The sequence below is a fragment of the Allopontixanthobacter confluentis genome (genome assembly GCF_009827615.1).
GTDB classification, from domain to species: Bacteria; Pseudomonadota; Alphaproteobacteria; order Sphingomonadales; family Sphingomonadaceae; genus Allopontixanthobacter; species Allopontixanthobacter confluentis.
On the sequence record NZ_WTYU01000001.1, the window covers coordinates 998,747 to 1,023,756 of the forward strand.

The 25,010-nt window shown below is 58.4% G+C and carries 24 protein-coding genes; 11 read left to right on the forward strand and 13 right to left on the reverse strand.

Annotation, left to right across the window (positions count from 1 at the left end):
- The first annotated feature begins 1 nt into the window (after position 1).
- Entirely contained in the window at positions 2-2,665 is a 2,664-nt protein-coding gene (gene ppdK, locus GRI44_RS04725; RefSeq protein WP_160600261.1) for a pyruvate, phosphate dikinase, read from the forward strand.
- Here the strand turns inward: ppdK and GRI44_RS04730 are convergent.
- Positions 2,662-3,420, reverse strand: coding sequence for a methyltransferase domain-containing protein (locus GRI44_RS04730; protein WP_160600262.1), 759 nt, complete (start codon positions 3,418-3,420; stop codon positions 2,662-2,664). The two genes, ppdK and GRI44_RS04730, sit on opposite strands and share 4 nt — an antisense overlap.
- 55 nt (positions 3,421-3,475) lie before the next feature.
- Between GRI44_RS04730 and GRI44_RS04735 the strand changes: the two genes are divergently transcribed.
- The 4 genes from GRI44_RS04735 to GRI44_RS04750 all read left to right on the forward strand — a co-directional run bounded on the left by GRI44_RS04735 (position 3,476) and on the right by GRI44_RS04750 (position 7,331).
- The gene (locus GRI44_RS04735; RefSeq protein WP_160600263.1) at positions 3,476-4,234 is read left to right on the forward strand and encodes a ComF family protein; all 759 of its coding nucleotides are present in this window, start codon (positions 3,476-3,478) and stop codon (positions 4,232-4,234) included.
- Between the two features lie 355 nt (positions 4,235-4,589).
- Positions 4,590-4,973: a phosphoribosyl-AMP cyclohydrolase gene (gene hisI / locus GRI44_RS04740; RefSeq protein ID WP_160600264.1), complete on the forward strand. Its 384-nt coding sequence runs from the start codon at positions 4,590-4,592 to the stop codon at positions 4,971-4,973.
- A 67-nt stretch (positions 4,974-5,040) separates the two neighbouring features.
- A complete protein-coding gene (locus GRI44_RS04745; protein ID WP_160601286.1) occupies positions 5,041-5,478 on the forward strand; it encodes a MerR family transcriptional regulator in 438 nt (145 codons plus the stop codon).
- 47 nt (positions 5,479-5,525) lie between these two features.
- Positions 5,526-7,331 carry an acyl-CoA dehydrogenase C-terminal domain-containing protein gene (locus GRI44_RS04750; protein WP_160600265.1) on the forward strand — a complete coding sequence of 602 codons (1,806 nt, stop codon included), beginning with the start codon at positions 5,526-5,528 and terminating at the stop codon, positions 7,329-7,331.
- Positions 7,332-7,449: 118 nt separating this feature from the next.
- Here the strand turns inward: GRI44_RS04750 and cysK are convergent, their stop codons facing one another.
- The 4 genes from cysK to tyrS all read right to left on the reverse strand — a co-directional run bounded on the left by cysK (position 7,450) and on the right by tyrS (position 11,425).
- Positions 7,450-8,370, reverse strand: a complete 921-nt coding sequence (cysK, locus tag GRI44_RS04755; RefSeq protein WP_160600266.1) for a cysteine synthase A — start codon at positions 8,368-8,370, stop codon at positions 7,450-7,452.
- Positions 8,367-9,662, reverse strand: a complete 1,296-nt coding sequence (locus GRI44_RS04760; protein WP_408609184.1) for an MFS transporter — start codon at positions 9,660-9,662, stop codon at positions 8,367-8,369. Before GRI44_RS04760 ends, cysK begins: the two co-directional genes overlap by 4 nt.
- An 81-nt stretch (positions 9,663-9,743) precedes the next feature.
- Complete coding sequence (locus GRI44_RS04765; protein ID WP_160600267.1) at positions 9,744-10,082, reverse strand: PilZ domain-containing protein; 339 nt, start codon at positions 10,080-10,082, stop codon at positions 9,744-9,746.
- A 113-nt stretch (positions 10,083-10,195) separates the two neighbouring features.
- Complete coding sequence (tyrS, locus tag GRI44_RS04770; protein ID WP_160600268.1) at positions 10,196-11,425, reverse strand: tyrosine--tRNA ligase; 1,230 nt, start codon at positions 11,423-11,425, stop codon at positions 10,196-10,198.
- 106 nt (positions 11,426-11,531) lie between these two features.
- Between tyrS and GRI44_RS04775 the strand changes: the two genes are divergently transcribed.
- On the forward strand, positions 11,532-12,050 hold the full coding sequence (locus GRI44_RS04775; protein ID WP_160600269.1) for a DOMON domain-containing protein: 519 nt from the start codon (positions 11,532-11,534) through the stop codon (positions 12,048-12,050).
- The gene (locus GRI44_RS04780; RefSeq protein ID WP_160600270.1) at positions 12,047-13,252 is read left to right on the forward strand and encodes an exo-beta-N-acetylmuramidase NamZ family protein; all 1,206 of its coding nucleotides are present in this window, start codon (positions 12,047-12,049) and stop codon (positions 13,250-13,252) included. The genes GRI44_RS04775 and GRI44_RS04780 overlap by 4 nt, the downstream gene beginning before the upstream one ends.
- Positions 13,253-13,295: 43 nt before the next feature.
- Here GRI44_RS04780 and GRI44_RS04785 read toward each other — a convergent pair whose 3' ends face one another.
- From GRI44_RS04785 to GRI44_RS04795, 3 genes are read right to left on the reverse strand one after another with little or no spacing between them, the layout of a single operon-like run.
- Positions 13,296-13,724, reverse strand: coding sequence for a hypothetical protein (locus GRI44_RS04785; protein WP_160600271.1), 429 nt, complete (start codon positions 13,722-13,724; stop codon positions 13,296-13,298).
- Between the two features lie 11 nt (positions 13,725-13,735).
- Positions 13,736-14,917, reverse strand: coding sequence for a vWA domain-containing protein (locus tag GRI44_RS04790; RefSeq protein WP_160600272.1), 1,182 nt, complete (start codon positions 14,915-14,917; stop codon positions 13,736-13,738).
- A 51-nt stretch (positions 14,918-14,968) separates the two neighbouring features.
- Positions 14,969-15,841, reverse strand: coding sequence for a DUF817 domain-containing protein (locus GRI44_RS04795; protein WP_160601288.1), 873 nt, complete (start codon positions 15,839-15,841; stop codon positions 14,969-14,971).
- A gap of 136 nt (positions 15,842-15,977) precedes the next feature.
- On the opposite strand from GRI44_RS04795, the gene GRI44_RS04800 reads away from it, so the two are divergent.
- Positions 15,978-17,381 carry a methyl-accepting chemotaxis protein gene (locus GRI44_RS04800; protein ID WP_160600273.1) on the forward strand — a complete coding sequence of 468 codons (1,404 nt, stop codon included), beginning with the start codon at positions 15,978-15,980 and terminating at the stop codon, positions 17,379-17,381.
- 31 nt (positions 17,382-17,412) lie between these two features.
- Here the strand turns inward: GRI44_RS04800 and GRI44_RS04805 are convergent, their stop codons facing one another.
- From GRI44_RS04805 to GRI44_RS04825, 5 genes are all read right to left on the reverse strand, one after another.
- A complete protein-coding gene (locus GRI44_RS04805) occupies positions 17,413-18,264 on the reverse strand; it encodes an AAA family ATPase (protein ID WP_160600274.1) in 852 nt (283 codons plus the stop codon).
- A gap of 76 nt (positions 18,265-18,340) precedes the next feature.
- Positions 18,341-18,922, reverse strand: coding sequence for a hypothetical protein (locus GRI44_RS04810; RefSeq protein ID WP_160600275.1), 582 nt, complete (start codon positions 18,920-18,922; stop codon positions 18,341-18,343).
- 4 nt (positions 18,923-18,926) lie between these two features.
- Positions 18,927-19,442, reverse strand: coding sequence for an RNA polymerase sigma factor (locus GRI44_RS04815; protein ID WP_160600276.1), 516 nt, complete (start codon positions 19,440-19,442; stop codon positions 18,927-18,929).
- A gap of 92 nt (positions 19,443-19,534) precedes the next feature.
- The gene (gene parE / locus GRI44_RS04820) at positions 19,535-21,511 is read right to left on the reverse strand and encodes a DNA topoisomerase IV subunit B (protein WP_160600277.1); all 1,977 of its coding nucleotides are present in this window, start codon (positions 21,509-21,511) and stop codon (positions 19,535-19,537) included.
- An 82-nt stretch (positions 21,512-21,593) separates the two neighbouring features.
- On the reverse strand, positions 21,594-22,634 hold the full coding sequence (locus GRI44_RS04825; RefSeq protein WP_332872358.1) for a penicillin-binding protein activator: 1,041 nt from the start codon (positions 22,632-22,634) through the stop codon (positions 21,594-21,596).
- Between the two features lie 165 nt (positions 22,635-22,799).
- Here GRI44_RS04825 and rsmI point away from each other — a divergent pair, with 165 nt between their 5' ends.
- From rsmI to gshB, 3 genes are read left to right on the forward strand one after another with little or no spacing between them, the layout of a single operon-like run.
- Positions 22,800-23,648 carry a 16S rRNA (cytidine(1402)-2'-O)-methyltransferase gene (rsmI, locus tag GRI44_RS04830; protein WP_332872359.1) on the forward strand — a complete coding sequence of 283 codons (849 nt, stop codon included), beginning with the start codon at positions 22,800-22,802 and terminating at the stop codon, positions 23,646-23,648.
- A complete protein-coding gene (locus tag GRI44_RS04835) occupies positions 23,645-23,995 on the forward strand; it encodes a YraN family protein (protein ID WP_160600279.1) in 351 nt (116 codons plus the stop codon). The genes rsmI and GRI44_RS04835 overlap by 4 nt, the downstream gene beginning before the upstream one ends.
- An 8-nt stretch (positions 23,996-24,003) precedes the next feature.
- A complete protein-coding gene (gene gshB, locus GRI44_RS04840; RefSeq protein WP_160600280.1) occupies positions 24,004-24,948 on the forward strand; it encodes a glutathione synthase in 945 nt (314 codons plus the stop codon).
- Positions 24,949-25,010 lie beyond the last annotated feature (62 nt).

Below are 25,010 nucleotides of genomic sequence, written 5' to 3' on the forward strand. Positions count from 1 at the left end.
AATGAGCAATTCGGTCTATACTTTCGGCGGCACCGCGAAATCCGATGATCCACGCGCAAAGGACAAGACCATCACGGGCGGGAAGGGTGCCAACCTGGCCGAAATGGCCGAAATCGGCCTGCCGGTCCCGCCGGGCTTCACCATCACAACCGAAGAATGTGTGAAATATCTGGCGGGCGGCTCCGACTTTTCCGATACCCTGCGAAGCAATGTCGCATCCGCGCTGCAACATATTGAAAAGACTGTCGGCAAAACCTTCGGCAGCAAGGATGATCCGCTGCTGGTCTCAGTTCGTTCGGGCGCGCGGGTGTCGATGCCCGGCATGATGGACACCGTGCTGAACCTTGGCCTTAATGATGACACGGTGGCTGGGCTTGCGGCGACATCGGGCGATGAACGTTTCGCGTGGGATTCCTACCGCCGGTTCATCCAGATGTATGCCGATGTCGTCCTGGGGGTGGACCACGGCCTGTTCGAAGAAGCGTTGGAAATCGCCAAGGAAGACAAAGGCTTCTATGCTGATACCGAGATGGATGCTGAAGACTGGCAAGCGCTGGTTACGGAATATAAGTCCATCGTCGAACAGGAACTGGGCCATTCCTTCCCGCTCGACGTGAACGAGCAATTGTGGGGCGCGATTTCCGCCGTATTTGATAGCTGGGATGCTGACCGCGCCAAGGTTTACCGCCGGCTGAATGATATTCCATCTGACTGGGGCACTGCGGTCAACGTGCAGGCAATGGTGTTCGGCAATATGGGCGATACCAGCGCAACTGGCGTTGCCTTCACACGCGACCCGGCGACAGGGGAACGCGCCTATTACGGCGAATATCTGATCAACGCGCAGGGCGAAGATGTAGTCGCAGGCATCCGCACCCCGCAATATCTGACCAAAGCTGCCCGCGAGGCTGCCAATGCCAAGCCGCTGAGCATGGAAGAAGCCATGCCGGAGGCTTACGAGGAACTGGCCCGCGTGTTTGATCTGCTGGAACGCCATTACCGCGATATGCAGGACATTGAATTCACGGTGCAGGAAGGCGTCCTGTGGATGCTGCAGACGCGTTCAGGCAAGCGCACTGCCAAGGCTGCTCTCAAAATGGCAGTTGAAATGGTGGGCGAGGGGCTGATTGACGAACGCGAGGCCGTTTTACGGATCGACCCGATGGCGCTCGACCAGTTGCTGCACCCCACGCTCGACCCTGATGCGCCGCGCAACATCCTGACCAAAGGTCTTCCAGCGTCGCCCGGCGCTGCCAGTGGCAAGATCGTGCTGGACGCCGATATGGCTGAACAGCTTGCAGCGCGGGGTGACAAGGTCATCCTCGTGCGGGTGGAAACAAGCCCGGAAGATATTCACGGAATGCATGCAGCGCAGGGCATTCTAACAGCCCGCGGCGGCATGACCAGCCATGCGGCAGTGGTGGCGCGCGGCATGGGCCGCCCGTGCGTCTCAGGCGCGTCGCAAGTGTCTATCGACCTTAAAACCCGCACTCTGAAAATCGGCGATGCCGACCTCAAGGAGGGTGATACCATCACGCTGGACGGTGCCCGGGGCGAAGTCATGGCAGGGTTGGTTCCCACGGTGGAACCGGAACTGGTCGGTGATTTTGGCACGCTGATGGTGTGGGCCGATGCCCACCGCAGAATGCGCGTGCGCACCAATGCCGAAACGCCTGATGATTGCCGCATGGCCCGTCAGTTTGGTGCCGAGGGCATTGGCCTGTGCCGCACGGAACACATGTTTTTCGATGCCCGGCGCATCAGCGCTGTGCGCCAGATGATCCTGGCTGAAGACGAGGCCGGACGGCGCAAGGCGCTGGCCAAGCTGCTGCCGGAACAACGTGACGATTTCCGTCAGATTTTCGAGGTGATGGCAGGGCTGCCGTGCACAATCAGGCTGCTCGACCCACCTCTCCACGAATTTCTGCCCACCGCTGATGCGGATTTTGCCGATCTGGCGGATGTAACACAGCTGGGCGTGGACCATCTGAAGCGCCGGGCCGCTGAACTTCACGAATTCAACCCCATGCTGGGCCACCGTGGGTGCCGCCTGGGTATCACCTACCCTGAAATCTACGAGATGCAGGCGCGCGCCATATTCGAAGCCGCCTGCGATGTTGCGGAATCATCGGGCGAGGCGCCCGTGCCTGAAATCATGATCCCGCTGGTCGCGAGCAGGCGCGAATTGCAAATCCTCAAGATCCTGGTGGACCGTGTGGCGCTGCAGGTTTTTGCCGACAGGGGCCGGTCAGTGGACTATCTGGTCGGCACCATGATCGAACTGCCACGTGCTGCGCTGATGGCAGGAGAAATTGCCCATGAAGCCAAGTTCTTCTCGTTCGGCACCAATGACTTGACGCAGACAACGCTGGGCGTTTCGAGGGACGATTCGGCCCGTTTCCTGGCGCCATATGTGGAAAAGGGTATATTCCCGCGCGATCCCTTCGTCAGTCTGGATATCGATGGCGTCGGTCAATTGGTCCGCATGGCTGCCGATCGTGGCCGCGAGACTTTCAGCGACATCAAGCTGGGCATTTGCGGCGAACATGGCGGCGATCCGGCGAGTATCGAATTCTGCGAGGAAGTCGGGCTCGATTATGTCAGCGCCTCGCCCTACCGTGTGCCTATTGCGCGGCTGGCAGCAGCGCAGGCTTCGCTACGCTAGGATTTCCACCCCGTCAGGGTCAGGATTTCGAATGTTTCGGTTACCCGCCCAGCATCATCAGCCTGGCTGATGAAATGCTGGCGGGCTGTTTCCCGCGCGGCACGGCCCAGCGGCGGCGGGCTTGATACCAGCGCATTGGTCATGCCTTGCGCCCGCATGTCATTCACCAGCGCATCCATGCTGCCATAGCGCACGTCAAGCGAACGGGAATCCACCACCTGCCTTGCAAAACCGCTGCGTTGCAGCAGATCTGCACCGCCTCTTCTGTCCACCATCGGGTGCATCCGGGCTGCTGGGCGGTCCGCATCGGCGGCCAGCATGGCACTGCGAAGCGCAGGTGCGCTGCCAGCGCCCAGCAGGCTGGCAATCAACACCCCGCCCGGGGCCAGCCCATTGCGCAAATGAATAAGGGCGCCAGGGAGATCATTTACCGTATCCAGCGTTGCCAGGCTAGCGATGAAATCAAACGCGCCCCATGGCAGCGGCGCTTCTTCGTCGAAATCAGCAGGATCGACGGAAACAACTTCGCTGCCTTCAGCTGACAAATGCGCTGCCATTTCGCCATGACGATCGCCGATCACCAGACTGCGCGTGGGCGCAAGACGCATGAAAGCGAGCCGTTCCTGCGTATCCTCGACCATATCAGCCAATATGTAACTTGCGGCCGGATCAGCCGCCGATAGGCGCGCCGCGCGCTGGCGAATGGCGCGGCGGCGGGCAGGGTTGAAAATGCGGGGGACGCGCTGGTTTGCCATGCTCGCCCATTGCCGTGCTTGCACCTTGCGCGCAAGCACGGCAACGTGGCCAGAGATGGCATGGGCGCAAACCATTTCTGAATCGCTGGCGCCGCTGGTCAACCTTGTCTATCCGCCAAGATGCCCCTTGTGCGGGGGTGCAATCGCGCAGCAAAACGGCCTGTGCGGCCCTTGTTGGGGCAATCTGCAAATCCCTGCGGAACCATGGTGCAGCACCTGTCAGCGCCCTTTCATAAACGAATCAATGGAAGAAGGCGCAATGTGCGCGCCCTGTCTGCAAAATCCGCCGCGCCACGGCGGCATTGCGGCTGGCACCATCTATAATGACGCCTCGCGCAAACTGGTTCTCAGCTTCAAACATGGCGGCCGGATTGCGCTTGCGCCCATGCTGGCCCGGCTGATGGCTGGCAAGCTTTCCTATGCCGATGAAAATTGGCTGTTGGTGCCAGTTCCGCTGCATCGCTGGCGTCTTTGGGGGCGGGGGTACAACCAAGCGGGGCTGCTGGCACAGCAACTTGCCGCGCTGACAGGGGCCGGACTGGAATTGCAGGCCCTCAGGCGAAACAAGAAAACCCCGCCGCTGGCAGGTCTTGGCCGCCACGCCCGCGCACGCGCGCTGGCCAATGCCATCAGCGTTCCGCCGAAGATGGCATCCAGGGTTGCCGGCAAAAACGTAATTCTGGTGGACGATGTGCTGACCAGCGGGGCAACGAGTGACAGCTGTGTTCGGGCATTGCAGGCCGCGGGCGCAGACGAGATCAGAATTGCCTGTTTTGCCCGTGTGCTGGATGAAGTGCTGACCGGGGCCGGATAAAACGAAACACCCGAGACCTGAGGTCCCGGGCGCCACGTGACGAATAATGTTGGACCTGCCTTGCAGCATGGCAACCATCCCCCCAGAAGGCTGCCGAGGTCCAATCCCTCATCGTTTGGAGGCGCCAACGCCGTTAAGCGGGCAGCAGCTCCATATTCCCCTGAACCTGGCACTCTGATGGTACCGTCATTCGGTGGGTGGCCCTTGCGAGCCACGTGCGATACATTCCATTAGCTGATGCATCAGGATAGCGCCTTGTGCGTTTCGCACATATTTTGCCCCCGGCCTGTTGTCATATTGCAACAATATTTCTTATGCGCGCCGATCCGCAAATTCTTTATTCGAAAGGGCACCAATGGCCGACATATCGGAGCTGAAAACGCAGCGTGAAACGGGCAGCGATTTCATGCCCAAATTTGATGACAAAGGCTTGCTCAGCGCGGTCGTCATCGACGAGGCAACAAAGGAAGTCCGCATGCTGGCTTTCATGGACCAGCAGGCGATCGACAAGACGATCGAGACCGGCGTGGCCCATTTCCACTCGCGTTCGCGCGGCAAGTTATGGATGAAGGGCGAAAGCTCCGGCAACATTCTGAAGGTCAATTCTATCCTGGTCGACTGCGATCAGGACGCACTTGTCCTGATGTGCGAGGCAGCCGGCCCCACGTGCCATACCGGCGCCACGAGCTGTTTTTACCGCAAACTGGACGGAGGAAAGCTGCACGCGCTGGACACTTGACCTTTACGTAAAGGTCATTTACACCCCGGTAGTGTTGATCGAACAGGAACAGGCCGGGATTTCAGAGATGCAAACAGCCAATACGCCCACGCGCCATGCAGGCGCGCATCTTGAACGGCCCGACAAATTGCTGCGCGAACAGTTCAGCATTTCCGATCTCACTTCCGAATTTGACTGCACTGCGCGGGCCCTCCGTTTCTATGAAGATGAAGGCTTGGTTGCCCCTAAACGGGTGGGGCTGACCCGCGTCTATTCAAAGCGGGACCGGGCACGGCTGGCATGGATCATGCGGGCCAAGAATGTCGGCTTCAGCCTGACCGAAATCCGCGAAATGATTGATCTCTATGATCTGGATGACGGGCGCGTAGAACAGCGCCGGGTGACGATTGACCGCTGTCGCCGTCACGTTGCCAAGCTGAAAAGCCAGCGCGATGATATTGATTCATCAATCAATGAACTGACCGACTTCATCAAGCAAATTGAACGACTTGAAGCAGAAGGCTGAGTCAGCCTCTCAACTTTCAGTTCCCAGTTTTAAGCAAGGACCACAAGATGCCAATCTATACCGCCCCGACGCGTGACACCCGGTTTATCGTGAATGAACTGCTCGATCTGCCAAGCTATGCCAATCTGCCCGGTTTTGAAAATGCCTCTGCCGACATGATCGATACGGTCATTAATGAAGCAGGCAAATTTTGCGCTGAAGTTCTGCATCCGCTGAACCAGAGCGGCGACCATGAAGGCTGCACCCGCCATGCCGACGGCACAGTGACCACGCCCAAGGGGTTCAAGGAAGCATTCGTGCAATATCGCGAATCAGGTTGGGGCACCATTGCGCAGCCGGAGGAATTTGGCGGGCAGGGCATGCCCCATGTGCTGGGCTTTGTGGTCGAGGAATTCATGGCCACATCCAACCAGGCATTTGCCATGTATCCTGGCCTGACAACCGGCGCAGTATCAGCAATCATCGCCAAAGGTTCGCCCGAACAGAAGGAGAAATATCTCCACAAGATGATCAGCGGCGAATGGCTGGGCACGATGAACCTGACAGAACCGCAATGCGGTACCGATCTGGGCATGATCCGGACCAAGGCAGAACCGCAGGCTGACGGGTCGTATTCCATCACCGGCACCAAGATTTTCATTTCCGCAGGTGAACATGACCTGGCGGACAATATCATCCACCTCGTGCTGGCCAAGACACCGGGCGCGCCTGACAGTTCCAAGGGGATTTCTCTGTTCATCGTGCCCAAGGTGCTGGTCGATGACGAGGGCAATCTGGGCGACCGCAATGCCGTACAATGCGGCTCCATCGAAGAGAAAATGGGCATCCACGGCAACGCCACCTGCGTCATGAATTATGATGGCGCCAAGGGGTATATGGTCGGTGAAGAGAACAAGGGCCTTGCTGCCATGTTCATCATGATGAACGCTGCCCGTCTGGGCGTGGGCATTCAGGGCTTGGCACAAGCAGAAATCGCTTATCAGAACGCCGTCGCCTATGCGCTGGATCGCCGGCAGGGCAGGGCGCTGACCGGCCCTGCAGAACCGCAGGCGCAGGCAGACCCGATCTTTGTTCATCCCGACGTGCGCCGGATGCTGATGGATGCCAAGGCCTTTACTGAAGGCATGCGGGCATTGGCCCTGTGGGGCGCGCTGCAGGTTGATCTGACGCATAAGGCCGAGACCGAAGAAGATCGTGCCAAGGCAGACATGATCATCAGCCTGCTGACCCCGGTGATCAAGGGATATGGCACGGACAAGGGCTATGATGTCGCCACAAACATGCAGCAGGTGTTTGGCGGGCATGGTTATGTAACCGAATGGGGCATGGAACAATTCGTGCGCGATGCCCGCATTGCCATGATTTATGAAGGCACCAACGGTGTTCAGGCAATGGACCTGTGCGGGCGAAAGCTGGCACAAAAGGGCGGCGCTGCCATTCAGGCATTGTTTGCCACGGTGGACGGTGAAATTGCCGAAGCGCGCAATGATGGACAGCTTAAACCCATTGCAGATGCGCTGGACAAGGCGCTGGGCGAACAGAAAGCGGCGACCATGTGGTTCATGCAGCACGCCATGCAGAACCCCAATGACCTGGGCGCGGGCGCGCACCATTACATGCACATCATGGGCATCGTATCGCTGGGCCTGATGTGGCTGCGAATGGCCAAGGTTTCCATCGCGAAACTGGCAGAAGGCACTGATGACAAGGCGTTTTACGAAGCCAAGATTGCCACTGCCCTGTATTATGCTGACCGGTTCATTCCTGATGCAGGCGCGCTGCGGCGCAAGCTGGAAAGCGGTTCGGCATCCATGATGGCGCTGGGCGAAGATGCTTTTGCAACCGTAGCCTGATTGCAGGCATGAATGAAAAAGGCGGGCTACCCATCCGGGCAGCCCGCCTTTTTATTGGCCAAAATTCACATTTACCCGTTTTTTCTGGTGAGCCTTTTCATGGGGTAAGCTGGGTGAACTATTCGGTTGGCAGGAAATCCGGTACCGAAAGATATCTTTCGCCAGTATCGTAATTAAAGCCCAGAATGCGTGTGCCAGGTGCAAGATCGGGCAGTTTCCTGGCGATGGCGGCCAATGTTGCCCCGCTCGATATGCCGACGAGCAAGCCTTCTTCAGCAGCGCAGCGCCGGGCCATTTCCTTGGCCATTTCCGCATCCACCTGGATTGAACCGTCAATTGCCTGCGTGTGCAGATTGCCGGGAATGAAGCCTGCGCCAATTCCCTGAATAGGGTGGGGGCCGGGCTGCCCGCCAGAAATTACCGGGGACAGTTCCGGCTCCACCGCATAGGCTTTCATGCTGGGCCAGTGGCGTTTCAGCTCTTCTGCACAGCCTGTCAGATGCCCGCCAGTGCCGACACCGGTGATCATCACATCAATAGGCTCGTCCGCGAAATCTGTCAGGATTTCCTGCGAGGTTGTTGCCACATGCACCGCGACATTGGCAGGATTGTCGAACTGCTGCGGCATCCATGCGCCGTCTGTCTGGGCGACAAGTTCCTGCGCCCGCTCAATCGCGCCTTTCATACCCTTGGCCTTGTCGGTCAGGTCGAAGCTGGCACCATAGGCCAGCATCAGGCGGCGGCGCTCGATCGACATGGATTCCGGCATTACGAGCAGCAGCTTGTACCCCTTGACCGCGGCCACCATCGCAAGGCCCACACCGGTGTTGCCCGATGTTGGTTCGATAATGGTGCCGCCCGGCTTCAGGGCGCCGGACTGTTCAGCCGCCTCGATCATGGCGAGCGCAATGCGGTCCTTGATCGACCCGCCGGGGTTGGACCGTTCCGACTTGATCCACACTTCATGGTCAGGGAACATCCGCGACAGGCGAATATGGGCTGTGTTGCCAATAGTGGCGAGGACAGATGCGGCTTTCATACTGGTTTCTCCCGGGTCGGGTCATCATCAAGATATTTGGACGAGAAGGTCTTTGCATTCCTGATTTCAGGAAACCACCACGCCCATAGTAAGGTTATGAATATCGCCCCCGCGCCGCCAAATGCAACCGCGCCTGTTGCGCCCAGCACCAAAGCCGCAAGGCCGGATTGCATTTCGCCCAGTTCGTTTGATGCGGAAATGGCGAGGCCGGAGATGGATGAAACGCGCCCGCGCATGGAATCAGGCGTGTTTAACTGGATCAGCGAGGAGCGAATGAAGACAGAGACCATGTCTGTCGCCCCCAGCATGGCCAGCAGTGCCAGCGACAGCATGTAATCACGGGACAATGCAAAGGCGATGGTGACCGCGCCAAACACGCCGACCGACCATAACATTTTCACGCCGACGTTTTTTTCCAGCGGGCGGACCGACAGGATCAGGGCCACGATGGCGGCGCCTGCGGCAATGGCGCCGCGCATGAAGCCAAGGCCATCTGGCCCCACGCCCAGAATATCGCGGGCATAGACCGGCAACAGCGCGGTTGCGCCTGCCATCAGAACCGCAAACAGATCGAGCGTGATGCAGCCCAGCAAAAACCGCTCGCGTGTTACAAACTGGAAACCGAGCACAATCTGCCGCACCGGATGGACAGGCGGCCCTTCATGTCTGGCCCGCACCGGCCGGACAGTCATGATCAGCACACCCGAAACCACCAGCAAACCGGCGGACAGAAAATGCGGAAAGGATGGCGAATATTCGAACAGCAGGCCACCAGCACCCGGCCCGATAACGCTGCCCACCTGCCAGGCAATGGAGCCCAGCGCGATAGCGCGCGGCAGCAGCCGCGGCGGCACGATATTGGGCGCGATGGCGCTTAACGCCGGACCGTTGAACACCCGCGCAGCGCCGTGCAATGCGGCCAGTGTGAACAATATCGGAAGATTAAGCGCATCCTGCATGGTCATCACAGCCAGCACCGCGGCAATGCCGGCATCGACCAGATTGGCAATCAACACCACTATGCGCCGGTCAAACCGGTCCGCCGCAATCCCTGCCACAGGCGTCAGCAGCAACAGCGGAATAAATTGCGCCAGCCCCAGCAGCCCGAGTTGGAAGGCAGCCTCTGCCCGGTCCATGCCATAATCGGCGCGGGCCACATCATAGGTTTGATAGCCGATCAGCACGACCATCGAGATGGTGGCAAAAACGGCCAGAAAGCGCGCCACCCAATACCGCCGGTAATCGGGTATCGACAGCGGAGTTTTATAGGGTGGGGATGAAGCCTCGATCACCCGGCTGCCATGACAGGCAGCAGATGTAATTTGCAAGCAATCAGTGACGCCCACCGCACAAGCAAATTTTGTCCGGCAAGATCAGCGGGTTTTGCGCAGCCTCGGGTTTGGCTGCAACGTATCGATCATCAGCATGAAATCGTCGAGGCGGATGATGCGTTCAAACTGGAAGCCCGCGCGATTGTCCCGCGTCCAGATCACATAGGCTTCGATCCGCCCGATTACTGGAAAGCGAATGATTACGCGGTCCCCACGTTCCAGCGACATACCGTCATCCACCATGAAACCATGGGCGGATATGTTGCTGACATGCAGCTTGATATCGCCGCGTGCGCTGTGTTCGGCAATCACCGGCACATCGACCGGATGCCGCGCCGCACGCCGCAAATCAGTTACTGACAATTGTGCTCCGACAGACACGTGATCCCGACCTTCCTGGTTTTTTGCTTGGAAGGCAGTGATGGCTGCAAAAGGCTGATATTTGGTAAAACCCGTTTGTCCCACTTCGGGACAGTGGCAAATGTTTCAACAGGTTAGCTCTGCAAAATGCCGTGTTTCTTTTTGCCAAGGCTCAATTTTATCGTCTCGCCATCAGCCAGAACCACCAATTTCGACGGGTCAGTCACGGCCACATCGTCCAGCTTGACCGCACCTTCAGCCACTTTGCGCTTGGCCTCGCCATTGGACTGGGTGAAACCGATGGCAGTGCAAATGGCGGTTATGCCCATACCTTCCCCGCCAATGGAAAGCGTGGGCAAATCATCACCCAGCCCGCCACCGGCAAAGGTGGCTGCCGCAGTGGCGGACGCGGTTTGCGCGGCGGCATCGCCGCGCACCAGCCTGGTTACTTCATTGGCCAAAACCACCTTGGCATCATTGATGGCACTGCCTTTCAGCGCTTCCAGCGCGGCAATTTCTTCCAGCGGCAGGTCCGTGAACAGGCGCAGGAAACGGCCCACATCGCGGTCATCACTATTGCGCCAATATTGCCAGAAATCGTAATTGGGCAATTGCGCTTCGTTCAGCCACACTGCGCCGCCTGCTGATTTACCCATTTTCGCGCCATCGGCAGTGGTCATGAGCGGCGTAGTGACGCCAAACAGTTCCACGCCGTCCATCCGTCGGCCCAGTTCAATACCATTGATGATATTGCCCCATTGGTCTGATCCGCCCATTTGCAGGCGCACGCCCATGGTTTTGGCCAGATGGCGGAAATCGTAACCCTGAAGGATCATGTAATTGAATTCGAGAAACGTCATCGGCTGTTCGCGTTCGAGCCGCAGTTTTACCGAATCAAACGTCAGCATCCGGTTGACCGTGAAATGTGTGCCAACCTGCTGCAACAGTTCGATATATCCCAGCTTCCCCAGCCAGTCCTGATTATTAACCATGACAGCATCGGTCGGGCCGTCACCGAATGTTAGCAGCTTTTCAAATACTGTGCGGATTGATGCGATATTGGCGTCGATCGTCGCATCATCCAGCATCTTGCGGCTTTCGTCGCGGCCGGTCGGGTCGCCAATGCGGGTGGTTCCGCCGCCCATCAGCACGATGGGTTTGTGGCCTGATTGCTGCAACCGCCGCAGCATCATGATCTGCACCAGGCTGCCGATGTGGAGGGACGGCGCGGTGGCATCAAACCCGATGTATCCCGGCACGATCTGGCTGGACGCCAGCGCATCCAGCCCCGCTGCATCCGTGGTCTGGTGAATATAGCCACGCTCGTCGAGCAGGCGAAGAAGCTGGGATGAATATTGGGTCATGACGCGGGGCGTCTAGCAGCGAAATTGCCGCATCCCAAGTGGCTTTGCCCCCACATCGCACAGCACGTCACTTGAAAGGGGTTCGCGCCTCGGCAATAGGGGGGTGATGCAGACCCTTATCCTCCATCCTGATTGCGCCGCTGGCCCTGTAACCACGATCAGCGCCGCGATTGAGCCGACCGACGCCGGTTGCCGCGTATCTTTCCATGTAACTGGCGAAATGGACAAAATCGTCATCCCGGCAGAGGCCGCGCCGGAACGGATGGATAATTTGTGGAAGACCACCTGTTTTGAAGTGTTCTGGGAAGGTGAGGGGCCGGATTACCGGGAATTCAACCTGTCCCCGTCAAGCAAATGGGCGAGTTATGATTTTGACGATTTCCGGATCAATTCGCGCGATGCGCCGGCCGCTGTCACCATTGCGTTTCGGCATGATGGACAGGCCATGACGCTTGCGGCAGAAATTTCATCCACCCTGCCGCTTCCGGCCAAGGTGGCGCTGAATGCCATTGTCGAAGATGCAGATGGCAACATCCAGTTCTGGGCGCTGGCTTTTCAGCCGGGCAAGGCGGAATTTCACAGCGATGTCTGCCGCGCGCTGCATCTGTCGGAGAATTCGAAATGACAGTCTTGTTCGGAATTGACCGACTGCTGGCCGAACCGGAACTCCAAGCCCGCCTTTCCGGCAAGCGCGTGGCGCTGGTGGCCCATCCTGCATCGGTGACTGCGGATCTGACCCATTCGCTGGATGCGCTGATGGCTGCGGGCATCAATGTGACATCAGCATTTGGCCCCCAGCACGGGCTGAAGGGGGACAAGCAGGACAATATGGTCGAAACCGCGGATGAAACCGATCCGCATTACGGGATACCGGTTTTCAGCCTGTATGGTGAAGTGCGCCGCCCATCTGGCCAGATGATGTCGAGCGCGGATGTGTTCCTGTTCGATTTGCAGGATCTTGGCTGCCGGATCTACACCTTTGTCACAACGCTGCTGTATCTGCTGGAAGAAGCGGAAAAGCACGGCAAGGAAGTGTGGGTGCTGGACCGGCCCAATCCGGCTGGCAGACCGGTTGAGGGAACCTTGCTGGTGACAGGTCAGGAAAGTTTCGTCGGGGCCGGGCCGATGCCGATGCGTCATGGTCTGACCATGGGCGAAATGGGCCACTGGTTTATCGAACATTTCGGCCTGAAGGTTGATTACAACGTCGTGGAAATGACCGGATGGCAGCCAGCATCCGCACCCGGTTTCGGCTGGCCGGAAGACCGCGTGTGGATCAACCCCAGTCCCAATGCTGCCAATATCAATATGGCCCGCGCCTACGCAGGGACAGTCATGATTGAAGGCGCAAACATCAGTGAAGGGCGGGGCACCACGCGGCCACTGGAAGTTCTGCTGGGCGCGCCCGACCTTGATGCCGCGAAAATCCATGCCGAAATGAAGCGCATGGCGCCGCATTGGCTGGCTGGATGCGCCTTACGCGAATGTTATATCGAGCCGACTTTTCACAAGCATCAGGGGCAATTGTGCAGCGCGCTGATGATCCATGCCGAAGGGCCGTTATACGATCACGCATCGTTCCGTCCGTGGCGCTTGCAGGCTTTGGCTTTCAAGGCCATTCGCAACCTCCATCCCGATTACGATCTGTGGCGGAATTTTCCTTACGAATATGAACTGGACCGATTGGCGATTGACGTGATCAACGGCGGGCCGATCCTTCGTCAATGGGTCGATGATGCGGCGCTGGGGCCGGATGATCTGGACCGGATTGCCAGCGCAGACGAAGCCGCATGGACTGAAACCATCGCCAGACATCTGCTGTATTGAACATCGGCCTCAGCATTCAGGCTGAAGCCTGGCATTCGCAAATTTACAGGGCTGCTGCCGACAGTGCGAAAATCCGGTCGAGATAGAGGATCACGAACAGCAGGATCGCCTGATTGGCAAACGGTATGAACGCCAGCCCCCAGAACAAGGTCTGCACAGGCGAACCCGTGACCAGATAGACAAGGCCAATCGACAGAAAGACCGAGATATACAGATCGATACCGATCTGCCGGCCCCAATAAAGCCGGCTCATCTTCCCCACGGTTTGAAACAGGTTCTCGTGCCGGCTGCAATGCAGCGAATACGCCGTAAATGCGATCCAGACGCTGATCAGGACAAGGCGGATGGCACCCGTGGCACTGTCAAAATCGATCAGGCGGGGGGACCAGTTCAGAGCAATCGCAATTGCGGTGAACCCGAAGAATACCGACCACAGGATTGAACTCGACCGATTTCCCCTTGCCCCCGCCATCGCTGTGTCCCCTATCCGTGCTTCCGGCTCAGTTCGCGCATGGCCTCGTCCAGCCCTTCCAGCGTCAGCGGAAACATCCGGTCATTGACCAGCTGTTTCAGCATCTTGGTGGATTGCGAATAATTCCACTGGTTTTCCGGCACCGGGTTCATCCAGACAGTGGCGGGATAGGTGTTGGTCACCCGGTTCATCCACACCGCGCCCGCTTCTTCGTTCATATGTTCGACAGAGCCGCCCTGATGGGTGATTTCATAGGGGCTCATCGCGGCATCGCCGACAAACACGATTTTGTAATCATGCCCGTATTTATGCAGGATATCCCACGTGTTCGTGCGTTCGGCCCAGCGGCGGCGGTTATCTTTCCATACGCCTTCGTACAGGCAGTTGTGGAAATAGAAGAATTCCAGGTTCTTGAATTCCGCGGTGGCCGCGCTGAACAATTCTTCAACCAGCTTGATGAACGGGTCCATCGACCCGCCAACATCCAGAAACAGCAGCAGCTTTACGGCGTTGTGCCGTTCGGGCCGCATATGAATGTCCAGCCAGCCCTGCTTGGCCGTGCCATCGATGGTGGCATCCAGATCGAGCTCGTCAGCTGAACCTTCGCGCGCGAACCGCCGCAGGCGCCGCATCGCCATCTTGATGTTCCGCGTGCCCAGTTCCCGCGTATTGTCGAGGTTCTGGAATTCACGCTTTTCCCACACCTTGATGGCGCGCTTGTGCTTGCTTTCGCCGCCAATCCGCACGCCTTCAGGGTTGTAACCGGAATTACCAAACGGCGAAGTGCCGCCAGTGCCGACCCATTTGTTGCCGCCCTGATGGCGCTTTTCCTGTTCTTCGAGCCGCTTCTTCAGCGTCTCCATGATCTCGTCCCAGTCACCCAGTGACTTGATCGCTTCCATTTCTTCCGGGGACAGGAATTTCTCGGCAACTGCTTTCAGCCAGTCTTCGGGCACATCCACGGCCTGCTGACCGTAATCAGTCAGAATACCCTTGAACACCTTGTTGAACACCTGGTCAAACCGGTCGAGCAGGCCCTCATCCTTCACGAAGGTCGCGCGGCTGAGGTAATAGAATGCTTCGGGCGTCTGCTCGATCACATCCTTGTCCAGCGCTTCCAGCAGGGTCAGATGTTCCTTGAAAGAAACCTTGATGCCTGCTGCGCGCAGCTCGTCCATAAAATCGAAAAACATGGGTTCTTCCTAACCTGCGTTCCGCATCTGCGCCAGAGCGCAAATCTATCCCTATGCAGCCTGCTGGTGGGGCTGAACTTGGGCTTGGGCCTTGTGCACGGCTGCCACCAGCACAAAGGAGATGTACATTAGCAGATACCACGCCCCCAGCTTGGTGATGGATACCATCTGCCAGACCTTCTCCTGATCAGGATAGGTCCATGCCCGCGAGAATGTGGCAATGTTTTCGGCAAACCAGATGAACATTGCTGCCAGAAATGCGGCCAACAGGAAAGGCATCCACCGTTCTGCCCGCCAGACAGTGAAGTAAATCCGTGTCCGCAAGTGCAGCGCCGCAAGCAGGGCAAACAGCAACCAGCGCATATCGGGCAGGTAATGATGGGCGAAGAAGTTCACATAAATCGCCGCCGCCAGCACGAAGGTAGTCCATGCGGGCGGATAATGGGTGAAGCGGAAATCAAAAATGCGCCAGATCCGCGCAATGTAACTGCCCACCGCGGCATACATGAAGCCCGAAAACAGCGGCACACCGCCAATCCGCAGCAGGCTCGCTTCAGGATAGATCCATGACCCGGCCGCTGTCTTGAACAGTTCCATCACCGTGCCAACCACATGGAATGCCAGGATTACGCGGGCTTCATCCAGTGTTTCCAGACGAAAAACGATCATGCCAAGCTGGATCAGCAGCGCTGCGATGGTGAGAAAATCATAACGCGCCAACGCAGCGCCATCGGGATAAAACAGATGCGTTGCCAGCAGCAGCCCCAGGATCAGCGCGCCAAACAGACACGCCCATGCCTGTTTGAAGCCGAATAGCAGAAATTCATAAATCCATGCCGCAGCGCCAGGCGCGGGCGCCAAACTTTCCAACTGGTGCCGGATACCGGCAAACCGGGTCGCTGCTGCACTCGTGCGTGACGCAATCTGGCGGTCTGCCGCTGCAGCATCGTCAATTTGTTCGGTCAATGGCGGTCCTGCAAGGATTTAGTGGCGTCACTTAACCCTTAGATAACTATAATTGCGTTAGGTGCCACCGATAGATTTCAGGGGCCAAAGTCAGATGAAGCACGAAACATTCGAAAAAGCCGCACGGCAGTCCATCGACATGATCCCGGAAAGCTGCGGCGAAGTGACCGTGGGCTGTTCGGATGTGGCCGGCATCGTCCAGTCAGTCATCGATTCTTCGGAAAAGTTGCGGGCCGAACATGGCGCGCTGCAAGGCACTGTCCATGCGCTCGAGGCAGACCAGCGCAAGGTATCAGAAGCCAGCGACGAGGCGCGGTTATTGTCGGAACGGGCAATTGAACGTCTGGGCCAGGGCACGGAGCTGATCCAGTCATCGCTTGGCCGCATTTCAGACCTGCTGGAACTGGTAGATACCTTGTCCCAGCACGTAACCGGGTTTGCTGCTGCCATGGAACAGGTGCGCCGCTGTTCGCAGGATATTGACCAGATTGCCGAAACCACCAACATTCTGGCGTTGAATGCCACCATCGAAGCCATGCGGGCCGGCGATGCAGGCCGCACCTTTGCCGTGGTGGCCAATGAGGTCAAAGGGCTGGCCAACAACACCCGCCAGGCGACCGAGGAAATTGCCCGCACCATCGATGCCCTCGGCGGCGAGGCGGAACGCGTCATCGCCCAGATCGAAAGCGGCGCTGAAGCGAGCCGGGAAGCCAAGAATTCTGTCGTCCAGATTGAACAGACCATCGAGGGCGTTGCCGAACTGGTCGAGGAAGTTGACCGTCAGAACGACCAGATAGCGCGTGCCACCGGCACCATCAGCGGCCATGTCCACAAGGTGCAGGATGTGCTGGAAAGTTTCGACGCCGCCACCATCGAGAATGAAGGCAAACTGGTGCGTGCCAACCGCCGGATGAACGAACTGGAACTGACCGCCAGCGAAATGTTTGACGGCATCGTCAAGGCAGGTCTGTCGGCCAAGGACAGCAACATCGTCGAACGGGCGCAAAATGCCGCACGCGAAATCGCCCATCGGGCAGAAACCGCCATTTCCGGCGGCCTGCTGTCGATGGAGGCGCTGTTTGACCATGATTATCAGCAAGTGCCCGGCAGCAATCCGCCCCGTTTCCGGACCCGCTTCAGCGATTGGGCCGACGCCAACTGGCGCCCCCTGATCGACCGGATCGCAGGCGAGGGCGCGCCGATCAGAATGTGTTCGCAAGCTGATATGAACGGCTTTTTGCCGACCCATGTCACGGAACATTCGCGCCAGCCCACGGGCGATCTGGCGCATGACACCAAATATTGCCGGAATGGCCGGATCATCTTCGACGCGCTGGACCAGAAGGCCAAACGCAGCACCGCGCCATACATGATGGCGGTTTACCGGCAGGAAGGCGACGGCAAGCAATATGTCGTCGTCCGCAATGTCTATGTGCCGCTGATCATCAACGGCAGGCGCTGGGGTGACTTCGAACTTGCCTATTCATTCGACGAATGAGCAGGCAAGCCCTTGAACTTTTAGCCTGGACTTAGCCGCCCTGACGCCGCGACATGAAGGCCAGACGTTCAAACAGCATCACGTCCTGCTCGTTCTTGAGCAAGGCACCATGCATGGGAGGGATCGCCTTGGCCGGATCGCGGTCCTGCAGCACTTCCAGGGGCATGTCTTCATTAAGCAGCAGTTTCAGCCAATCCAGCAGTTCTGACGTGCTGGGCTTCTTTTTGAGGCCGGGAACCTCGCGGATTTCGTAGAAAATATCCATCGCCTTGGTGACGAGGATTTTCTGGATATCGGGAAAATGCACGTCGATGATTTCGCGCATCGTGTCGCGGTCAGGAAATTTGATGTAATGGAAGAAACAGCGGCGCAGAAATGCGTCGGGCAGTTCCTTTTCATTGTTTGACGTGATGATCATGACCGGGCGGTCTTTCGCCACGATCCGCTCCTTGGTTTCATAAACATCGAAACTCATCCGGTCGAGTTCCTGCAACAGATCGTTCGGAAATTCGATATCGGCCTTGTCGATTTCGTCGATCAGCAGCACCGGCAATTCGGGGCTGGTGAATGCTTCCCACAATTTGCCCTTCTTGATGTAGTTCGAGATATCGTGGACCCGCTCTTCACCAAGCTGGCCATCACGCAGCCGCGCAACCGCATCATATTCATACAGGCCCTGCTGCGCCTTGGTGGTGGATTTCACGTTCCATTCGATCAGCGGCGCATTCATGGCCTTGGCCACTTCATGCGCCAGCACTGTCTTGCCCGTACCCGGCTCCCCCTTGACCAGCAGCGGACGCCGCAGCGTGACTGCTGCGTTTACCGCAACTTTCAGATCTTCGGTCGCAATATAAGACTGGGTGCCTTCGAAACGCTCGGTCATGGGTTTTCCTGTGCAACTTGAATTCAAGCTGCGGGTTAAAACGCCCCGTCGCAAAGGGCAAGGGCAGCAGTGGGGTTTAAAATTGACCCAGTTGATCGAGCGCGTCAATTTCCGCGTCGAGCCGCGCTGCCCCCCGCAAGTTCAGCCAATGTACCGCCGCGAAAATGACGACCGTAAAAAGGGCCGAAGGCGTAACGTAAATGATGGCATCCAGCAGGCCCATTTTGGCACTGAATTCATAAACGCGGGCAATGTGGAGCAAGGTTATGCCGGGCACCAATGGGCCGAGATACCAGAGCCAGACTGATTTGAGCGCAGTGCTCTGCCGGGCGAGCTGGCCGCGCAAATGGGTTCGGCAGTCAAGTTCCGGCAGCCGCTGGAGATTCGATCCGAAACGCGCCAGATTGATCATCACCACAAACACGCCGATCATGATTGCAATCCAGGCAGCCATCATGACCGTGCTGGCAATATCGGCAGTCAACCATGCGACAGTCGCAAAAACGGCAATCACTATGCTGCCAGCGCCAAATTCAAACCAGTTACGGCGCCTGATGCTGCGTTCGAACTTTGATGCCTTGGACGCAAATGCACCGGGCAACATAAATTGCGCGTCCTGTTCCTGTGCGGTCCAGCCGGGGATTGGGGGATTTGTCATGGTCTTACATGTCCTCATTATGGGTGTGAAAGCCTTCGGCTATCATGGCCTTGGCCCGGTGAATGCGGACCGAAACGGCTGAACCGCCCAATCCGGTAATAGCGGAAATTTCGGCGCCGCTTTGCCCTTCCAGCCACAACAGCACCACTTGCGCGTCGATGGACGGAATGCGCTGCAGCAGATGATAAACGCGTGCCATGGCGTGATTTTCGGCAATGCCGCGTTCTGTGTCATGGACGGCAGGAAGCGTTTCGAACTGGTCTAGCGGCACGGTTTTCATGCCACGTTTCTGGCGTCCGACATGGTCGGCAGCGACATTGTGCGCCACCCTGTAAACCCACGTACTGAGCGAACATTGCCCTTCAAAACGGGCAAAGCTGCGCCACAATTCAAGATGGATTTCCTGCACAAGCTCTGCTGCCTGGTCTGGCTGCCGCTCCATCGCGTGAGCCAGGCGGGCGATCGCAGGGGCGAAATTGGCACCTGCCTCAGCGTAAAGGGCGTTTTGCTGTTTGCTCATGGCCCTTTAGTGGACGAGCAGCCTGTTTTCTTACAGCGCGCCGAAAAAATCAGCAAAATCATCAGACCCAAAAGGCAAAATCGCCAGATGGCTCAGGCGTCGATCATATCCCGGTCAAGTTCGCCGGCGCGGTTCTGGATGAAATTGAAGCGATGTTCCGGGTTCCGGCCCATCAACTGGTCCACCAGTTCCTTGACCGCAGCGCGCTGTTCGAATTCCGGCGGCAGGGTGATCCGGATCAGGCTGCGCGTATCCGGGCTCATCGTGGTTTCCCGCAATTGCTGCGGGTTCATTTCGCCAAGGCCCTTGAACCGGCCCACCTCGACCTTTTTGCCTTTAAAAACTGTCGCTTCCAGTTCTGCACGGTGGGCATCGTCCCGCGCGTAGCGGCTTTCCTTGCCTGCGGTCAGACGGTAGAGCGGCGGCTGGGCCAGAAACAGATGACCCTTGCGAACCAGATCTGGCATTTCCTGAAAAAAGAACGTCATCAGCAAGGTGGCGATATGCGCCCCGTCGACATCCGCGTCTGTCATGATGACAATACGGTCGTAACGCAGGTTTTCCGCGTCACAATCCTTTCGCACACCGCAGCCCAGCGCCAGCGTAAGGTCGGCAATTTCGCTATTGGCGCGGATTTTGTCAGCAGTGGCGCTGGCCACATTGAGAATTTTGCCGCGGATTGGCAAAATGGCCTGCGTCTTGCGGTTGCGCGCCTGTTTCGCGCTGCCGCCGGCTGAATCGCCTTCGACGATGAACAGTTCGGTTTCGCCTTTGCCGTCACCCGAACAGTCGGTCAGTTTGCCGGGCAGGCGCAGCTTCTTGGCGTTGGTCGCGGTCTTGCGCTTTATGTCGCGTTCCGCCTTTCGGCGCATGCGTTCATCCATCCGTTCCATCACCTGACCCAGCAGCGCCTTGCCGCGTTCCATATTGTCGGACAGGAAATGATCGAAATGATCGCGCACGGCGTTTTCGACATAACGCGCCGCTTCCGGGCTGGTGAGGCGGTCCTTGGTCTGACTTTGAAACTGCGGATCACGAATGAAGACAGACAGCATCATTTCGCCGCCAGTCATGACATCGTCCGCGGTGATATCCTTGGCCTTTTTCTGGCCGACCAGATCACCAAAAGCGCGCAAACCCTTGGTCAGTGCGCCGCGCAGCCCCTGTTCATGCGTGCCGCCATCAGGCGTGGGCACGGTGTTGCAATACCAGCTGAAGGCGCCGTCGGAATAAAGCGGCCAGGCAATTGCCCATTCAGCGCGCCCCATGTCATCGGGGAAATCCTGACTGCCGGTGAAAGGCTGGGTCGTTACGCATTCACGCCCGCCGATCTGCTCGGCCAGATGATCGGCCAGACCGCCAGGAAATTTGAACGTGGCCTCTGCGGGCACATCATCACTGGTCAGCGATGCAGCGCATTTCCAGCGGATTTCCACGCCTGCAAACAGATAGGCCTTGGACCGGGCCAGTTTAAACAGCCGCTTGGGCGTGAATTGCCGGTCGCCGAAAATTTCCGTGTCAGGTGTGAAGCTGACCGTCGTGCCGCGCCGGTTGGGCGTAGGGCCCAGTTTTTCAATCGGACCAAGGGTCAGACCTCTGGCAAAGCTCTGGGCGTAAAGCTGACGATCACGCGCCACTTCCACCCGCGTGTCGGACGACAGCGCATTGACCACGCTGACACCCACACCGTGCAGGCCGCCACTGGTGGCATAGGCCTTGCCGGAAAACTTGCCGCCGGAATGCAGCGTGGAAAGGATGACCTCGAGCGTGGATTTTCCGGGGAATTTGGGATGTTCGTCTACCGGAATGCCGCGGCCATTATCCGCCACAGACAAGCGGTTGCCTTCTTCCAGACTTACTTCGATCCGCGTGGCATGGCCGGCCACGGCTTCATCCATCGCATTGTCGATGACTTCTGCGGCAAGGTGATGCAGCGCCCGGTCATCGGTGCCGCCAATATACATGCCCGGCCGGCGGCGCACCGGCTCCAGCCCTTCGAGAACCTCGATGGAAGAAGCGTCGTAATCGCCGCTCGACGCGGGGGTACCTGCAAAAAGATCGTCAGCCATGGTGGCGGCTATAAGCCGCAGTTTCGTGAAGCGACAAGCGGTGTTCCTGTTTTATCTTCAATCTCGCCATGGCGGGCGCGGATCAATTCCCGAATTTGGCAGGGGCAGGGGACACAATTGCCACCTGACCATCGCGCACCTCGCGCACTTCCATCGCGCGTTCGACCACACCATTGCGCTGGAAGCGGAACGGCCCATCAAGGCCCAGAAAGCCATCCTCGTCCCGCAATTTGGCCACGGGGAAGCTGCGCCCCACTTTCCAGTCCTGCGCCACTCTCAATGCCAGCAGCACGCCGTCATATCCCAGCGTGGCGATGCGATAGGGCTGGCCGCCGAAGCGGGTTTTATAACTGTCGGAGAAACGCTTGAACCGGGCGTCAGAGACTGCCGAGAACATGGCCCCGCGAAGGGCCGCGGTGCGGGTAAGGCCTGCTTCACCGCTCCACAATTCGGTACCTACCAACTGAATGGTGCGCTGGCCGCGCGGCTTCAGCTCATTGGCGGCCATGGCGGCAAGGCGCGCGCCATCTGCAATCAACACCGTGTCAAACCCGCCGCGTTGTTTGATGCGCTGGGCGGCGCTGACAATGGAGGTATTGCCGCGGGCATATCGCTCTGTCGCAACCAGCGTTCCGCCGCCGGACCGCAATGTGCCTGACAATGCCGCTTCTGCACGGTCGCCATATTCGCCTTCCGGCACGATGGCAGCAAAGCGGGAACGGCCGTTCTGGCGCGCATATTCCACAGACCGTGCAACTGACTGGCCGGGGATATGGCCCATTACAAACACATCGGCGGCCGCAATGCCGCTATCATTGGAAAAGGATATGAGCGGCACATTCGCTGGCCGGGCGACGGCCATGACCGCGCCGACATTATCCGCCATCAACGGCCCCAGTATCAGCTTGTTGCCATCAGCAATCGCGCGTGCAGCGGCGCTTCGGGCATCTGTGGCGGTGTCATACGTGGTTATCCGCAGATTATCCGCATTGGTATCAAGCAGCGCCATGGTCGCGGCATTGGCGATGGATGTGCCCACTTCGCCATTTGCGCCGCTCATCGGCACCAGCAGCGCCACGCGGTGGCGGGTGCTGTCTGTCGGCAGGGCCGATTCGCTTGGCACTGGTGTGGGTGTGGGCGCAGGTCCCGGCGTTGCTACCGGTCCCTTTGGAACTATCTGGCAACCCGCCAAAAGCGCCGTTGCGCCTGCCAAAACCAGTGTGCGCCTGTCCAGATTGATGCGCTTCATGCTTGCCGCTCCCCGTAGTGCTGGTCCATTGAGGTTGGTGTGAACAACAAACCTCTCCAAGAATCCTTATCAGCCGGGCTGTATATAGTCGCGACCCCGATTGGCAATCTTGCTGATATTACGATGCGGGCAGCAGATGTGCTGGCGCGCTGTGACGGCATTGCATGCGAAGATACCCGCGTGACCGGAAAATTACTCAGGTATCTGGGCATTACCAAGCCGATGTGGCGCTATAACGACCATAGCGAACCGCGTGACCGCCAGCGTCTGATCGAATCAATGCATTCGCGCAGCGTCGCCCTGGTCAGTGATGCCGGCACACCGCTGATCTCTGACCCTGGCTTCCGCCTGGTGCGCGAAGCGCGCGAGGCCGGGATCGCCATTACCAGTCTCCCGGGGGCCTGCGCGGCCATCACCGGCCTGACCCTGTCGGGCCTGCCCAACGACCGGTTTCTGTTTGCAGGCTTCCTGCCCAACAAGGACAAGGCGAGAGGCGATATGCTGGCAGGGGTGGCACATATCGACGCCACGCTGATTTTTTACGAAACCGGCCCGCGCCTCGTCAAATCCCTGTCGGCGATTGCCGCGCAGCTGCCAGGCCGCGAAATATCCGTCGCGCGGGAATTGACCAAACTTTATGAAGAATGCCGCACCGGATCGCCCGAACAGCTGACTGACCATTACACGGCCCACCCGCCGAAGGGGGAAATCGTGCTAATGGTTGGCCCGCCGCCGCAGCGCGAAATTGCGGCAGAAGACGCCGACACGATGCTGGCCGATGCATTGCAGACCATGAAGGCATCACAGGCAGTGGCCCTGGTGGCGCGGCAGACCGGCCTTGATCGCAAGGTGCTTTATGCCCGCGCAATGGAACTGCGTGCCGAGTGAGCAGGCGCCAGGCAGAACAACAGGGCCGCAAGGGTGAGCGGCATGCTGAAATCTGGCTGCGGCTTCAGGGCTGGCGGATATTGGGCCGCCGCGTGCGCACACCGCGGGGCGAAATTGACCTGATTGCGCGGCGGGGCACCACGGTTGCCTTCATCGAAGTGAAGTGGCGCAGCACTGCTGCAGCGCTTGATATTGCGATTGACGAATACAGGTTGAGGCGGGTTGCGGCCGCGGTGGAGGCTGTTGCCCATCACTATTCCGAAGGGGCAGAAACCCTGCGAATTGACGTGATGCTGCTTGCGCCGGGCACCATGCCGCGCCACATCGTCAATGCCTGGCAACCTTAGGAGTGAATATGTCGCTGCGTGTCGCGGTCCAGATGGACCCTATTGAAACTGTCAATATCAGCGGAGATTCCAGTTTTGCCCTGATGCTTGCAGCCCAGAAGCGCGGCCACACTGTGTGGCATTATGATGTCACCACGCTCGCCTGGGAAAATTCGCAAATCACCGCGTGGGCATCACCGGTGACTGTGCAGGAAGTGCTGGGCGAGCATTTTACCAAGGGCGAGTTGCAGAAAATCAACCTTGCAACCGACATCGACGTGATCCTGATGCGGCAGGATCCGCCGTTTGACCTTGGGTATATCACCGCAACCCTGATTTTGGAGCGGCTGGAAGGCCAGACGCTGGTGGTGAACGACCCGGCTAGCGTGCGCAACGCGCCGGAAAAGATGTTCGTGCTGGATTATGCCCGGTTCATGCCGCCAACCCTGATTGCGCGCAAACTGGAAGATGTTCAGCAATTCTGGAAGCAGCATGGCGCGCTGGTGATCAAGCCGCTGCATGGCAATGGCGGGCAGGCCATTTTCAGGATCGAGGAAGATGGCACCAATCTGGCTGCGCTGACCGAATTGTTCGGCCAGGTATGGCGCGAACCGCTGATGGCCCAGCCGTTCCTTCCCGAAGTTGCCAGCGGTGACAAGCGCATCGTGCTGGTGGACGGCGAATATGCAGGCGCGATCAACCGCAAACCGGGCAAGGGGGAATTTCGTTCCAACCTGGCGCAGGGCGGCTATGCGGAAAAATCCGACCTGACTGACAAGGAAGAAGAAATCTGCGCCGCTATGGGCCCTGAACTGAAAAAACGCGGACTGATCTTTGTCGGCATCGACGTGATTGGCGGCAACTGGCTGACCGAAATCAACGTCACATCGCCCACTGGCATCATCGCAATCGACAAGTTCAACGGGACAGATACGCCGGGCCTGATCTGGGATGCGATAGAACGACGTCTTTGAGTGCCGGATCAGAGCACCGGATCAAAATTCCTGATCACAGGGCCAGCTGTGAACGGAGCATT

What these genes read in the sequence shown, in the direction of transcription:
- ppdK (WP_160600261.1), top strand. Translation starts at nt 2, where the DNA reads ATGAGCAATTCGGTCTATACTTTCGGCGGCACCGCGAAATCCGATGAT.
- GRI44_RS04730 (WP_160600262.1), bottom strand. Translation starts at nt 3,420, where the DNA reads ATGGCAAACCAGCGCGTCCCCCGCATTTTCAACCCTGCCCGCCGCCGC.
- GRI44_RS04735 (WP_160600263.1), top strand. Translation starts at nt 3,476, where the DNA reads ATGGCATGGGCGCAAACCATTTCTGAATCGCTGGCGCCGCTGGTCAAC.
- hisI (WP_160600264.1), top strand. Translation starts at nt 4,590, where the DNA reads ATGGCCGACATATCGGAGCTGAAAACGCAGCGTGAAACGGGCAGCGAT.
- GRI44_RS04745 (WP_160601286.1), top strand. Translation starts at nt 5,041, where the DNA reads ATGCAAACAGCCAATACGCCCACGCGCCATGCAGGCGCGCATCTTGAA.
- GRI44_RS04750 (WP_160600265.1), top strand. Translation starts at nt 5,526, where the DNA reads ATGCCAATCTATACCGCCCCGACGCGTGACACCCGGTTTATCGTGAAT.
- cysK (WP_160600266.1), bottom strand. Translation starts at nt 8,370, where the DNA reads ATGAAAGCCGCATCTGTCCTCGCCACTATTGGCAACACAGCCCATATT.
- tyrS (WP_160600268.1), bottom strand. Translation starts at nt 11,425, where the DNA reads ATGACCCAATATTCATCCCAGCTTCTTCGCCTGCTCGACGAGCGTGGC.
- GRI44_RS04775 (WP_160600269.1), top strand. Translation starts at nt 11,532, where the DNA reads ATGCAGACCCTTATCCTCCATCCTGATTGCGCCGCTGGCCCTGTAACC.
- GRI44_RS04780 (WP_160600270.1), top strand. Translation starts at nt 12,047, where the DNA reads ATGACAGTCTTGTTCGGAATTGACCGACTGCTGGCCGAACCGGAACTC.
- GRI44_RS04785 (WP_160600271.1), bottom strand. Translation starts at nt 13,724, where the DNA reads ATGGCGGGGGCAAGGGGAAATCGGTCGAGTTCAATCCTGTGGTCGGTA.
- GRI44_RS04790 (WP_160600272.1), bottom strand. Translation starts at nt 14,917, where the DNA reads ATGTTTTTCGATTTTATGGACGAGCTGCGCGCAGCAGGCATCAAGGTT.
- GRI44_RS04800 (WP_160600273.1), top strand. Translation starts at nt 15,978, where the DNA reads ATGAAGCACGAAACATTCGAAAAAGCCGCACGGCAGTCCATCGACATG.
- GRI44_RS04805 (WP_160600274.1), bottom strand. Translation starts at nt 18,264, where the DNA reads ATGACCGAGCGTTTCGAAGGCACCCAGTCTTATATTGCGACCGAAGAT.
- GRI44_RS04810 (WP_160600275.1), bottom strand. Translation starts at nt 18,922, where the DNA reads ATGACAAATCCCCCAATCCCCGGCTGGACCGCACAGGAACAGGACGCG.
- GRI44_RS04815 (WP_160600276.1), bottom strand. Translation starts at nt 19,442, where the DNA reads ATGAGCAAACAGCAAAACGCCCTTTACGCTGAGGCAGGTGCCAATTTC.
- parE (WP_160600277.1), bottom strand. Translation starts at nt 21,511, where the DNA reads ATGGCTGACGATCTTTTTGCAGGTACCCCCGCGTCGAGCGGCGATTAC.
- gshB (WP_160600280.1), top strand. Translation starts at nt 24,004, where the DNA reads ATGTCGCTGCGTGTCGCGGTCCAGATGGACCCTATTGAAACTGTCAAT.